This is a genomic window from Nocardioides sp. (assembly GCF_047602075.1).
Taxonomy (GTDB): Bacteria; Actinomycetota; Actinomycetes; order Propionibacteriales; family Nocardioidaceae; genus Nocardioides.
Map to the genome: position 1 here is coordinate 311491 of NZ_JASGIF010000002.1, position 12487 is coordinate 323977.

General features: G+C 69.2%; 13 protein-coding genes. 4 read left to right on the plus strand and 9 right to left on the minus strand.

What is annotated here, in order from left to right; genetic code table 11:
* Positions 1-32: 32 nt before the first annotated feature.
* From QM714_RS14245 to nadA, 9 genes are all read right to left on the minus strand, one after another.
* The gene (locus QM714_RS14245; RefSeq protein WP_415101680.1) at positions 33-197 is read right to left on the minus strand and encodes a hypothetical protein; all 165 of its coding nucleotides are present in this window, start codon (positions 195-197) and stop codon (positions 33-35) included.
* Positions 194-736, minus strand: a complete 543-nt coding sequence (locus QM714_RS14250) for a type IV toxin-antitoxin system AbiEi family antitoxin domain-containing protein (protein ID WP_415101682.1) — start codon at positions 734-736, stop codon at positions 194-196. The genes QM714_RS14245 and QM714_RS14250 overlap by 4 nt, the downstream gene beginning before the upstream one ends.
* A gap of 41 nt (positions 737-777) precedes the next feature.
* Entirely contained in the window at positions 778-1461 is a 684-nt protein-coding gene (locus tag QM714_RS14255; RefSeq protein WP_415101684.1) for a hypothetical protein, read from the minus strand.
* Positions 1462-1977: 516 nt separating this feature from the next.
* A complete protein-coding gene (locus QM714_RS14260; protein WP_415101686.1) occupies positions 1978-2349 on the minus strand; it encodes a hypothetical protein in 372 nt (123 codons plus the stop codon).
* Complete coding sequence (locus QM714_RS14265; protein WP_415101688.1) at positions 2336-3508, minus strand: aromatic ring-hydroxylating oxygenase subunit alpha; 1173 nt, start codon at positions 3506-3508, stop codon at positions 2336-2338. Before QM714_RS14265 ends, QM714_RS14260 begins: the two co-directional genes overlap by 14 nt.
* A 128-nt stretch (positions 3509-3636) precedes the next feature.
* Complete coding sequence (locus QM714_RS14270; RefSeq protein ID WP_415101690.1) at positions 3637-4800, minus strand: aromatic ring-hydroxylating oxygenase subunit alpha; 1164 nt, start codon at positions 4798-4800, stop codon at positions 3637-3639.
* Positions 4801-4860: 60 nt separating this feature from the next.
* Entirely contained in the window at positions 4861-5811 is a 951-nt protein-coding gene (gene nadC, locus QM714_RS14275; RefSeq protein ID WP_415101692.1) for a carboxylating nicotinate-nucleotide diphosphorylase, read from the minus strand.
* Complete coding sequence (gene nadB, locus QM714_RS14280) at positions 5808-7370, minus strand: L-aspartate oxidase (RefSeq protein WP_415101694.1); 1563 nt, start codon at positions 7368-7370, stop codon at positions 5808-5810. Before nadB ends, nadC begins: the two co-directional genes overlap by 4 nt.
* Positions 7367-8341 (minus strand): quinolinate synthase NadA, encoded by a 975-nt coding sequence (gene nadA / locus QM714_RS14285; RefSeq protein ID WP_415101696.1) that lies wholly within the window; start codon positions 8339-8341, stop codon positions 7367-7369. The genes nadB and nadA overlap by 4 nt, the downstream gene beginning before the upstream one ends.
* A 62-nt stretch (positions 8342-8403) precedes the next feature.
* On the opposite strand from nadA, the gene QM714_RS14290 reads away from it, so the two are divergent.
* From QM714_RS14290 to QM714_RS14305, 4 genes are all read left to right on the plus strand, one after another.
* Entirely contained in the window at positions 8404-9144 is a 741-nt protein-coding gene (locus QM714_RS14290; RefSeq protein ID WP_415101698.1) for an NUDIX hydrolase, read from the plus strand.
* Positions 9145-9217: 73 nt separating this feature from the next.
* Positions 9218-9457, plus strand: coding sequence for a hypothetical protein (locus tag QM714_RS14295; protein ID WP_415101700.1), 240 nt, complete (start codon positions 9218-9220; stop codon positions 9455-9457).
* Between the two features lie 128 nt (positions 9458-9585).
* Positions 9586-11079 carry an arginine-ornithine antiporter gene (gene arcD, locus QM714_RS14300; RefSeq protein WP_415101702.1) on the plus strand — a complete coding sequence of 498 codons (1494 nt, stop codon included), beginning with the start codon at positions 9586-9588 and terminating at the stop codon, positions 11077-11079.
* 64 nt (positions 11080-11143) lie between these two features.
* Positions 11144-12412: an arginine deiminase gene (locus QM714_RS14305; RefSeq protein WP_415101704.1), complete on the plus strand. Its 1269-nt coding sequence runs from the start codon at positions 11144-11146 to the stop codon at positions 12410-12412.
* Positions 12413-12487: the final 75 nt, after the last annotated feature.

The following is a 12487-nucleotide window of genomic DNA, read 5'->3' on the forward strand; positions in this document are numbered from 1 at the left end:
TAATGCGACGGTAAATTGCGGCGTGAGGGCGTTCAGTAGCGCCAGGGGAGCGCGGCACGCTCAACGGCTGATGGCATTGTGTGGCTGACCCGCGGCATGCCGACGCGTCGCCGAATGGCGAGTTCGTCGCTGCCCTCGAGGTTGCGGATCCGCTGCTCCAAAGACCGGACACTGTTCGGCACATCGGTGTAGCTCACGACCGGAGTTCCTTCCTGACCCGCTGCCACTCCTTCGTGGTCACCAAGCCCTCCTTTCGTGCTTCCTCGGCAGCCTCTATCAGACGACTCCGCTCGATTCGCCCTCGACATTCGAGGATCGCATCCGCAACTCGTTGCGACTCCAGACCTTCGTACTGCGTCGTGACGACATCGCCCTTCACCAGCGTCAGGTCAATGAACGGCGGCAGCTTCGGCCTGGTTCGCTTCCGGACCGCGACCCTGATCCGTCGAGGGTTCACGTCTGCGAGCCCGAACAACGCCAGCACCGAGTCTCCGTGGAGATACGACCCCTCGCCCGCACGCAGTAGCGCCTCGGCGGACTGCGCGAAGGGGGTGGCAGGCGCATCTGGCAGTCGATAGAGCCCATAGGCAACGTTCTCCAGACCACCGCGAGCAGCAAGCTTCGGAAGCTCGACGGCTGGGACACCCGCCTCGGCCGCCTGCTTCGTGGTGACGTAGCCGTACTGATCGAGCGCGATCTCGCGCACGACATCTCGGTATTTCGCCTCGGCGGCCATGTCACAACTATACCGAAACCGGTAGTGTTGTGACACACGAATCAGATTGGGCCCATTGCCGATTCGGCTCCCTCCGCCCACTTCCTCCACTTCGGGGCGCGGTTCTGCGACTCCCTCTGAGCCTCCACACTGAGGCGCTCATCATGTGCGTAGAGGGCGTCCCATTGGCGAACGCCGTCAGCAATGAACGTCTCGATGGGAATCTCGCGCTCCTCGGCATCGAACACCACGAGGTCGTCGAAGGTGACCGTGCCCTCGATACAGAAGGCCTCGGCCTCCCCGTCCCTCTCGATGCCGCATTCGTTGAACCAGTAGAACGAATGCGCGCCACCTTCGGTTCGAACCGGGATGCGGAGGCTCGGATCCGCTGGCCAGTCTCTGGTCAGTCCGGGCTCATCGAAGAAGCGCCAGCCGTAGATCGAACCGCCCCACGCGAGCGAGTCGAAGAAGTTCTCGACCGCAGCCTCGTCAGCCAAAGGGATGGCTGGCTGGGTCGCCGCCTGCTCGCCAATCGGATCCCGTCGCAGCAAGAACCGCAACTCGGCAGGCCGCTTGAGCCGCATGATCCGGCGACCGTCCTTCATGAGTGGGCCAGACTCTGGAAGTGCGATCACGTGAAGCAGAACGTCGACGTACGCACGGGCGGGGTCGAGCCGTACTCCGACCACGTCGGACTCGTTGAGCGCGACCTCAAGCCTCTCCCGGGTGACGTCGTCCCATTCCATGCGGTCCATCCTCACGCAGAGCGTCGTCGCCTGCGACCGAGATTGGCGCCGGCAGCGCCGTAATCCGGTCGGGGCTTCACGGCCGTCCGCCGTAGATTGCCGCGATGGGTCCGGTTCCACAGCCTTCCCGGGTCGAAGCGGTACCCCGAGAGTCGGCCCAGTATGACGAGATCCTGCGACGGCATCGCACCGTCCTTCACGAGTTGCACAGCTCCGATGACTTTCGTGCCTTGCACGTGATCGCGGCCGACTGGGGCTGGCGAGACTTCTCCGCCTCTCGACGATCCGTATCCGACCCTCGTGGCCGAAGTCCGACGAGCACTGCCATGAGGACGCCGAGGAACGATCCCGTTGGGACCAGCTGCTCATGCACAGGTCGAGGTGGAAAGGCTCAGATCCCCGACACTTCGTCCGAGAGGCATCGGTCCTAGCCCAGCCAGTTCCGTGTCCGGGTCCGGGCAGCAAGTTCCCGGGCGGCCGTGGGCTGCTGGGCGAGGTCCCCTGCAAAACCGACCCTCACGCTACGCTCGGCTGGAGCGTGGTGGCGTCGCGCCGGCAAGAGCGAGCCGACGGCGGGCGTCGAGATCGGGGGGGGTCGAGGTCGACGACGGCACGGGCGAGCAGGAACTGGTCGTCCAAGATCGCGGCGAGCATGGTGCGCGCCTCATCATCATCACCGGCGTACTCGGCGACCATCCCGGTGGCCTCACGCAGGAACGTGCGCCATTGCTCGACGTCGCCCTCGAGGATCAGAGCCTGGATGCGATGCCGCAGGCCCCGTTCGACCTCGTCCGACGAGCCGCCGGTGGCGGCGAGGCGGCTCAGCAGCGACGGCACCAGCGCCTCGACCTCCGGAGGCAGGAAGAGCCAGGCGTCAGGATGAGGCAACGCTGCTCGCCCCCGTGGCCGTCGCCTCGAGCTCGGTGATCCGTGGCAGCAACTCGCGCAACCGCCGCTGAAAGCGGATCACGGAGAACTCCTGCTCGTCGTTGAGGATCCCCGAGTGGTACGACGGAGCCTGGACGCCCCGCTGCACCCGGGTGGTGATGTCGACGTCCTCGCCCATGATGTCGACGTTGAGCTCGCGCATCAGCGCCCGCGCCCGCCTCGCCTGCGCATCCTCGTCGGGATGCACCAGCGTCATGGTGGTGGCCCGCGTCGAGAACAACCCCGTCGGCTCGAGCTGCCAGGTGTCGACGTGGTGGGGGTAGATCTCCATGAACGTCGTAGGCCAGATGCAGACGTGGCCCATCCACCCCTCGAACTCCTCGGGCATGCCGGGCATCCGGCGGATCAGGCTCTGGTACTCGCGCTCGCGCGGGTCTCGTGACGGGCGAGTGCGATAAGGCGCCCGCGACCACTCGCACCAGTCGTTGTTGTCGCCGATCGTCCCCTTGACCTCGACGATTCGCACCAGCGCGGGGTGCGCCACCGGGACGTGGTAGTCCTCGAGGTAGTTGTCGGCAAGGATCTTCCAGTTCTCCTCGAAGTCCTCGGTCCACCGCGCCGCCCCGTCGTTCCGGTGCACCGTGAGGCCTCCGATGTTGAGCCAGTCCAGGTACGGCGCGACCGGGCCGAGCATGTCCTCCAGCGACATCTGGTCAGGGTCGGTGCAGCAGAACACCAGGCCACCGGCGATGCCGACCCGGAACTGGGGAAGAGCCACCTGGTCGCGGTCGAGGCACGCGAACCCCTGACCCGACGGCGCCGCCGCCAGCCGACCGTCGAGCTCGTAGGTCCAGGCGTGGTACGGACAGCGCATCACCGAGCGGGTCTGACCGGTCCCTTCCAGGATCAGCGACGCCCGATGGCGGCAGACGTTCGACATCGCCCGCAGTTCGCCGTCGTGACCCCGGACGACGACGACCGGCTCGCGACCGACGTTCGCCGTGACGTACTGGCCTGGCTCGGACAGCTCGGAAACGTGGCCGACCAGGATCCACGCCCGCTCAAAGACGTCTTTGAGCTCCTGCTCGTACAGCACCGGATCGGTGTACGCGACGCCTGGCAGGCTGCGAGTGGCGGTCGGCGTCTTGCTCGGATCCACGGAAGGGCTCCTGACTGATCGTTCGGTCAATCTACCCAAGGACGGCGACTCTGGCAGCAGACGCTGATGCCGCTCCGTTTAGGCGCCTGCCTGCGCGTGGTCGAAGCCTGAGGTCCCGAAGCGAGCCGTCAGCCCTCGCCGGCGTACTTCCTCGCGACGTAGTGCACGAAGTCGTAGAGGCCGTCCTCGGCGGGAGCGAGCGGGCCGGGGAGGAAGGCGGGGTTGGCCATCCCGCGCTGGACGGACTCGCAGGCCGCCCAGTCCTGACGGTTGGTGATGTCCCAGAAGTCCACGGCGTAGGCCGGGTCGAAGCCCTCGGCCTCGGTCACCGCGCGCGGGAACGCCCACGAGCAGCGGATCCGGGTGCGTTCGGGGGTCGTCGGGATCAGCAGGTGGGTCATCACGTAGTCGGGGTGCAGCGAGATGAGCAGGTTGGGCAGCAGACCGAGGTACATCACCGTGCGCTGCTCGACCTCGTCGAGGCGGCCTATCATGGCGCCGCCGCTGTGGCCGTCCAGGGACATCGTCGCCGCGTGGTCGCGCAGCTCCATGGTGCCCCCGATCCAGTCCGCCTGCGGGTTCAGGTTGTCACCGGAGGCCGGCGGGCTCACCTGGCACAGCTCGGGGTGGATCGAGGGGCAGTGGTAGCACTCCTGGTAGTTCTCGACGACGACCTTCCAGTTGGCCTCGACGTCGTACTCGTGGAGCTCGGCGGTGACCAGGTCGGCGCCGTCGTAGTGTTCGAAGATCGGCTCCAGTCCGGAGATGTGCTCCTCGAACGGCTGGGTGGTGCCCATGTTGCCGAACAGCCAGCCCTGCCACTCGCGCAGCTCGACCTCGTGGAGGGGGAACTCGGTGGTGTCGAAGTGCTCGACGTCCTTGAAGCCGGGAGCGCCGAGCAGTGAGCCGTCGAGGCGGTAGGCCCAGGCGTGGTAGGGGCAGACGATCGCGCGACCCTCGGTGCTGCCGTCACACGGCAGCAGTTCGTGGCCACGGTGGCGGCAGGCGTTCTCGAAGCCCTTGAGGCTGCCGTCGTCCTGGCGCACGACGAGCACGCCGCCGTCGCCGGCCGGGTAGGCCTTCATCATCCGGGGCCGAGTCAACTCGTCGCTGCGACCGAGCCCGACCCAGCCGCTGAACAGATGTCGCCGTTCCCACGCCAGCACCTCGGGATCGAAGTAGGACCCACGAGGAAGCATCCGGCTCTCGCCGAACGGGCGCAGCGCATCGGCGAGCTGCTTCGCGTCGACGGGGGCGGGCGGGATCTGCTGAGCGGTGACGGTCTGGGACATGACGAGATCCTAGATCCTGTTCGGCTCCGAACGGTACGGCGACCGCCGGCCGATGCAGCCTCACCCGGCGTCGAGACCGATGTCGAGCTGGGGGACGGAGTGGGTGAGGGCGCCGACGGCGAGGAAGTCGACGCCGGTCTCGGCCACCTCGCGGGCGGTGGCGAGGGCGAGGCCACCGCTGGCTTCGAGGAGTACGCCGGGCGCGGTGGCGCGGGTGAGCGCGACCGCCTCGGACAGCACCGCGGGGGGCATGTTGTCCAGCAGCACCTGGGTCGCGCCGTGTGCCAGCGCCTCGCGGAGCTGGGCGAGGTCGTCGACCTCGATCTGGACCACGACCTGGGCGTCCGAGTAGGCCGCGAGCGCGGCGTCGAGGGCAGGGCCGATCCCACCGGCCGCCGCGACGTGGTTGTCCTTGACGAGGACGGCGTCGTAGAGACCGGACCGGTGGTTGACGCCGCCGCCGCAGCGGACGGCGTACTTCTGCAACGCGCGCAGCAGCGGCATCGTCTTGCGGGTGTCTCGGATCTGCGCGCCGGTGCCGGCGACCGCGTCGACCCAGCGCCGGGTCAGAGTCGCCACCCCACTGAGATGTCCCAGCAGGTTCAGCGAGGTGCGCTCGATCTCCAAGATCCCTCGAGCTGGTCCGTGCAAGGAGGCGAGCACGGTGCGGCGGTCCACCAGATCACCGTCATAGGTGTGTACGACGACGGGCAGGCCGAGGTGCTCCTCGACGATCAAGGCGAGCACCGGGAGTCCCGCCACGACCCCGGCCTGGCGCGCCACCCACCGGACCGACAGCGTGGCGTCGTCGGGGACGGTTGCGGCCGAGGTCAGGTCGCCCCGCTCGCCGAGATCCTCCGCGAGCGTGGCCCGGACCAGGGCCTGCACTTCGCCGGCGTCGAGTCCTGCAGTGCGGAGCAGATCCGTGGCCGTGGCGCCGCCGCTCGAGGCCGCCGAGGGAAGGGAGCCGCCAGCATCGGAGGCGTTCGTCGGAGTGGACAATGTCGTCACGCGGCACACTCCTCGGCGCGGGTGAGATCGGCGCGGGGGAGGCCGTCCTCGTCGAGCCGGACCGGCACCCGTCGGACCCAACCGGGGTCGGTGGCGGGGTGGTCGGTGCGGAAGTGTGCTCCGCGACTCTCGGTGCGAGCGGTCGCGGCGGCGAGCACCGCTCGGCCGACCTGGGCGAGCGGGTCGTCCACGGGCAGGGCGGCCAGCGCGGCGGTGGCCAGGTCGAGCCCGACCGCATCCCGCACCACGCCGGCATGCTCGGCGAGCAGGCCGGGCACCAGGGCCGCGGCAGAGGGGTCGCGTTGGGGGATGCCCACCGTCAGCTCGTGGGGGGCTCGGTCCGGCAGCTCCAACACCAGCCGGTCGGCGAGTCGCCGTCCGAAGACGAGGCCCTCGAGCAGGCTGTTCGACGCGAGCCGGTTGGCACCGTGGATGCCGGTGGCGGCGACCTCGCCGACGGCGTACAGGCCGGGCACGTTCGTGGCTCCCCAGCGGTCGGTCGCCACGCCACCGCACAGGTAGTGCTCGGCCGGAGCCACCGGCACCAGGTCGTCGGCCGGGTCCAGGCCGAGCGTGGCGCAGCTCGCGACGAAGGTGGGGAATCGGGCGGGGAGAGCCCGGCCGATCGGCCGAGCATCCAACCAGACGTGGGCGGAGCCAGTCTCCGCTGCGACCTTGGTGATCTCGCGGGCCACGATGTCGCGCGGCGCCAGGTCGGCGAGCGGGTGTCGGCCGAGCATGAACCGGCGACCGTCGGCGTCGAGGAGCACGGCGCCTTCTCCGCGCACCGCTTCTGACACCAACGGAAGCTGCCCGGAGGCGGCGCCGGTGGCCAGGGCGGTCGGGTGGAACTGGACGAACTCCATGTCCACCAGGTTGGCGCCGGCGGCCAGAGCCAGCGCCAACCCGGAGCCGTCGACCCCGACGGGATTGGTGGTGCGTGCATACACGTGGCCGAGTCCCCCGGTGGCCAGCACTGTGGCTCGAGCGCGCACCACGACGTCGCCCTCGGGGGTGCGCACCACGGCGCCGGTGACCTGCCGGCCGTGGGTTCCGATGCCGAGAGCCCCGATCCCGAGCGTCAGGGTCACCGCGCTGCCGCGCAGCCGCTCCACCCCGGTCAGCGAGCCGGAGAGCGCCCGATGCACCTCGGCTCCGGTGGCGTCGCCACCGGCATGGACGATCCGTCGACGGTGGTGGCCACCTTCGAGGCCGAGCGCGAGCCGACCGTCGGGCCCGCGGTCGAACTGCGCGCCGGCCCGCACCAGCCCGGCGATCGCGACCGGACCGTCCTCGGTCAACGCGGTCACCGCGTCCTCGTCGCAGACGCCCGCTCCGGCCACCGAGGTGTCGGCCGCGTGTTGGCGCGGGTCGTCCTCGGCGTCGATCGCGGCCGCGATCCCACCCTGGGCGGTCGCGGTCGATCCGGGTCCTGCCTCGACCAACAGCACCCGACGTGCGCCTGCTACCGCTCGGGCAACGGTGAGGCCCGCGACGCCGGCGCCGAGGACGAGGACGTCGGTCTCCCGCTCCGTCGTCGGCCGGCTCGCCGCGTTCACTCGCTACCGCCGGGGTTGCCGACGGCGATCATCCGCTCGACCGCACGTCGAGCCCGCTCGGCGATGACGGGATCGACGGTGACCTCGTCGCGGCCCTCTCGCAGCGCGCGCAGGAGGAGCTCGGGCGTGGTCATCTTCATGTAGCGGCAGGAGGCCTGCGGGTTCATCGGCAAGAACGTGGTGTGCTTGTTGACCTGGCGCAGCTGATGCAGCATCCCGATCTCGGTGGCGACCAGGGCGGTGCTCGCCTGCATCGACCGGGCGGCGTCGACCATGCCGCCGGTGGACAGGATCTGGGTGCGCGAGGCGGGCAGCTCCCCTTCGCCGGTGAGCCATAGCGCGGACGTGGCGCAGCCACACTCGGGATGCACCAGCAGCTCGGCGTCGGGATGGGCGGCCACCTGGCTGCGCACGTCAGCCGGACTGATGCCGGCATGGACGTGGCACTCGCCCATCCAGACATGCATGTTGGTGCGACCCGTCATCCGACGCACGTGCGCGCCGAGGAACTGGTCGGGGAGGAACAGCACCGGGGTGTCCTCGGGGATCGAGGCGACCACCTCGACCGCGTTGGAGGAGGTGCAGCAGATGTCCGTCTCCGCCTTCACCTCCGCAGTGGTGTTGACGTAGGCGACCACGACGGCGCCGGGATGCTCTGCCTTCCAGGCCCGCAGTGCCGCGGCGTCGATGCTGTCGGCCAGCGAGCAGCCGGCCTCCCGCGTCGGCGCCAGCACCGTCTTCTCTGGGGAGAGCAGCTTCGCGGTCTCGGCCATGAAGTGCACTCCGCAGAACACGATGGTCGAGGCGTCGGTCGCGGCGGCGATCCGGGAGAGGGCCAGCGAGTCGCCCACATGGTGGGCGACGTCTTGGATCTCGGGGCGCATGTAGTTGTGCGCGAGCACGACCGCGTCTCGCTCCTCGGCGAGGTGGCGCACCTCGTCCTGCCAGGTGCGCTCGGGGGTGATCGTCATCGCCGCCTCCAGGTTTGCGTCTATCAGTCGAAAACTGCTCGAGAGCAGGTTAGCATGACCGCGTGCCAGAGCGTGAACGGGAGCTTCCCGCCGAGACGGGGGCCGGGATGGAGTCCGGCGGCCCGCCCTTTCCGGCGTACCCCCATGAGGTCCTCTCGGTGGTGCTCTCTGTCCGCGACGATCGGCTGCAGGTGTTGTTGTGGCAGCGGCGATTGCCGCCGGCAGCCGGCGCCTGGTCGCTGCCCGGCGGTGGCGTGCCCGCCGATCTGAGGTTGCGCGACGCCCTTGGCCAGCACCTCGCGGAGAAGGTCGACGTGCGCGAGATCGCCTGGCTCGAGCAGGTCGCCACGCACAGCCGCGTCGATCGGGACCCGCGTGGCCGCGTGCTCGCCACCGGCTACCTCGCTCTGGTGCCCACCGGCAGCGAGCCCGACCTCCCCGAGGACACCAGATGGTTCGACGTGGCGGCGCTGCCCGAGACCGCGTTCGACCACCACTACTTCATCGAGGCCGCAGTGGAGCGGCTGCGCGCGAAGCTGTCCTACACCAACATCGGCTTCGCGCTGGCGCCGCCGGAGTTCACCATCGCCCGGCTGCGCGGCATCATCGCCGCCGCCCTCGACCACCCTGTCGACCCCACCAACCTGCATCGGGTGATGACCAGGCGGGACATGATCGAGCCGACCGGTGCGCGCGCGCCATCAGGGAACGCGGGCGGCCGACCGGCCGCCCTGTTCCGCTTCCGCGAGCGGTCACTCACGGTCACCGACCCGTTCGCCGTCCTCAAACCGCCGACTGGTTGATCGGCTACTGGTGTGTACGACTCACCTGCCGTGTCGTACGCACCAGTAGCCGCAACTGGCTCAGCCGCACCGGGTGACCGTTCCCGGCCCGGGGCGCCACAACCGGGCCCGCCACCGACCGGGGATGCACTCCGTGGTGCTGGGCCGCTCCGGCTTGCTCGACGAGCTCGGCGAGCACCGGCTCTGGCACTCGATCTCGGCCGGGGTCAAGCAGGCCCGCCTGGCGTCGTACGGCGCCACTCCGGCTGCCGAGAACGGCCCGGCCGAGGAGGCCGAGACGCTCGCCCCCAGCCGGGGCGACGAGGACCCCTAGGGAAGCCTCGCCGGTGTGACGCACGAGTCACCGTGACCTCGGTTGCATTCGCTGTCTTGGACAGCAGCCGAGTCACTAGCGTCGAAGTGTCGGGTGCGGTGCATCCGGCGGCACGAAGGAGGCGCATCATGAGTCACCAGGTGCAGACCCGAGTCGAGTCGGCCGGGCACGGTGAGGGCAGATCTCCGGGAGTCAAAGTCGGCCTGACGCTGAGTGCCCTGACCGCTCTGGTGGTCGGGTCCATGATCGGTAGCGGCATCTTCGCGCTGCCATCCCAGATGGCCGCGAGCGCCGCACCGGGTCCGCTGTTGATCGGCTGGGCCATCACCGGTGTCGGCATGTTGACCCTGGCCTTCGTCTTCCAGACCCTCGCTGAGCGCAAGCCCGACGTCGACGGCGGTGTCTACGGCTACGCCCGCGCCGGGTTCGGCAACTATGTCGGCTTCACGGCGGCCTGGGGCTACTGGGTGTCGGCGTGGGTGGGCAACGTGGCCTATCTGGTGCTGCTGTTCGCCACGCTCGGCTACTTCTTCGACCCGTTCGTGGGAGGTACGACGCTGCCGGCCATCATCGGGGCGTCGATCCTGCTCTGGGTCATCCACGCGTTGGCGCTGCGCGGCGTACACACCGCTGCGTTCGTCAACACCGTCGTGACCATTGCGAAGATCGTGCCGATCCTCACCTTCGTCGCGATTGCGGCGGTGGGATTCAAGGCCGGGCTGTTCAGCGCCGACTTCTGGGGTCAGCACCTCACCGTCGACGGTAGCTCCCTGGGCGGCACGCTCGACCAGGTCAAGAACATGATGCTGGTGACGGTGTGGGCCTTCATCGGCATCGAAGGTGCCGCGGTCTACTCCCAGCGCGCCGGCAGCCGCAAGGACGTCGGCCGCGCGACGGTGATCGGCTTCGTAGGCGTGCTCGGTCTGCTGGTGCTGGTCAACCTGTTGTCCTACGGATTGATGGCCCAGGCCAAGATCGCCGGTCTCGACGACCCGTCCATGGCCGGATTGATGGAGGACCAGGTCGGCACGTGGGGTGGCGCGTTCATCTCCATCGGGCTGGTGGTCTCGCTGCTCGGTGCCCTGCTCGCCTGGGTGATGTTGTGCGTGGAGATCCTGCGCCTGCCGGCCCAGGAGCACGTGATGCCGAAGGCCCTCGGCCGCGAGAACTCCCACGGCGCACCTTCCGTCGCGCTGTGGCTGACCAACGGGTGCGTGCAGGTGCTGCTGGTGTGGACGCTCTTCAACGAGAGCACCTACACCAACCTGATCTACCTGGCCACCTCGCTGATCTTGCTGCCCTACCTCTGGTCGGCGGCCTACCAACTGCTGCTGGCGGCGCGGGGCGAGACCTACCTCGGCGGTGGACCGCGCGGCAAGGACCTGGTGGTCGGCGCCATCGCGCTGGTGTACGCCGTGTGGTTGGTCTACGCGGGAGGGTGGCAGTACGTTCTCGTTGCCGCACTCTTCTACCTCGTCGGCACGGCGTTCTACCTGTGGGCGCGCAAGGAGAGTCGGCAGCAGCTGTTCACCTCACGTGAGTGGGTCCTCGCCGCCGTGGTGACGGTGACTTCCGTGGTCGCCGTCCTGGGCATCGCGCAGGGCTGGCTCCAGGTGTTGTGACCCAGGTGTGACGACCCAGGTGGGATGACACGATGACCGCGTGCCGGAAGAGGAGAGAGGGACGATGAACGACATCGACGTCCGAACAGATGCCCGGGTGGGCGTCTGGTCCGAGGCCGGCAAGCTGCGCCGCGTCCTGGTGTGCGCGCCGGGCCTGGCTCACCAGAGACTGACTCCGGAGAACTGCGACGAGCTGCTCTTCGACGACGTCATCTGGGTGCAGCAGGCCCGGCGCGACCACTTCGACTTCGTCGCGAAGATGGCCGAACGCGACATCGAGGTGCTCGAGCTCCACGACCTGCTCGCCGAGGTGGTTGCGGAGCCCGAGGCGCGAGGGTGGCTGCTGGACCACAAGATCACCGACCGCCGGGTCGGCCCCGGCCTGCGACCCGACGTCCGGGCCTGGCTCGACGAGCTGGCTGCGGAGCGGCTCGCGGAGTTCCTCATCGGCGGAGTCGCCTATCAGGACCTGCCCGAGGACCTCGGTGGTGGTTTCTTGAGCACCCTGCGCGAGGTCGACCCCCTCGGGTTCGTGATCCGGCCGCTGCCCAACACCCAGTTCATGCGGGACAACACCTCGTGGATCTTCTCCGGGGTGACACTCAATCCCATGCACTATCCAGCGCGGCGGGACGAGACGCTGTTGACGACCGCCGTCTACCGCTTCCATCCGGCCTTCGCCGACGACAAGTTCGACGTCTGGCTGGGCGACCTGGACGGCCCGCCCGAGGACAGCGGCTTCGCGTTCCTCGAAGGTGGCGACGTGATGCCGCTGGGTCGCGGCGTGGTGCTGGTCGGGATGGGCGAGCGGACCTCGCATCAGGCCATCTCGCAGGTGGCGGGCAACCTGTTCGCCGCGGGCGCCGCGGAGCGGGTCATCGTGGCGAGCCTGCCCCGGATGCGGGCGGCGATGCACCTCGACACGGTGTTCACCTTCGCCGACCACGACCTGGTCACCTCGTTCGCCCCCGTGGTGGACGGCATCTCGTGCTTCAGCCTGCGCCCCGGCGACGGCCCGTCCGGGCTGGACATCAGGCGCGAGCCGCGGGGTCTGATCGACACCGTCGGCGAGGCGCTGGGTGTCGACTTCCGGGTGGTCACCACTGCCGGTGATCTCTACGGCATCCAGCGCGAACAGTGGGACGACGGCAACAACGTGGTGGCGCTGGAGCCCGGTGTGGTGATCGGCTACGACCGCAACACGCTGACCAACACCGCGCTGCGCAAGGCCGGCGTCGAGGTGGTCACGATCACGGCCAGCGAGCTGGGCCGTGGCCGCGGCGGCGGTCGATGCATGACCTGCCCGATCCTGCGTGACCCGCTCTACACCTGACCTTCCACCTCCAGCCCGGGCCGGCCGGAGCAGCCGACCCGGGCCCGCCGTACCCCGTCACCCTGGCCTCCGGCC

Coding starts and splice junctions, on each gene's coding strand:
- QM714_RS14305 (WP_415101704.1), top strand. CDS start 11,144: ATGAACGACATCGACGTCCGAACAGATGCCCGGGTGGGCGTCTGGTCC.
- nadA (WP_415101696.1), bottom strand. CDS start 8,341: ATGACGATCACCCCCGAGCGCACCTGGCAGGACGAGGTGCGCCACCTC.
- QM714_RS14270 (WP_415101690.1), bottom strand. CDS start 4,800: ATGTCCCAGACCGTCACCGCTCAGCAGATCCCGCCCGCCCCCGTCGAC.
- QM714_RS14250 (WP_415101682.1), bottom strand. CDS start 736: ATGGCCGCCGAGGCGAAATACCGAGATGTCGTGCGCGAGATCGCGCTC.
- arcD (WP_415101702.1), top strand. CDS start 9,586: ATGAGTCACCAGGTGCAGACCCGAGTCGAGTCGGCCGGGCACGGTGAG.
- QM714_RS14255 (WP_415101684.1), bottom strand. CDS start 1,461: ATGGAATGGGACGACGTCACCCGGGAGAGGCTTGAGGTCGCGCTCAAC.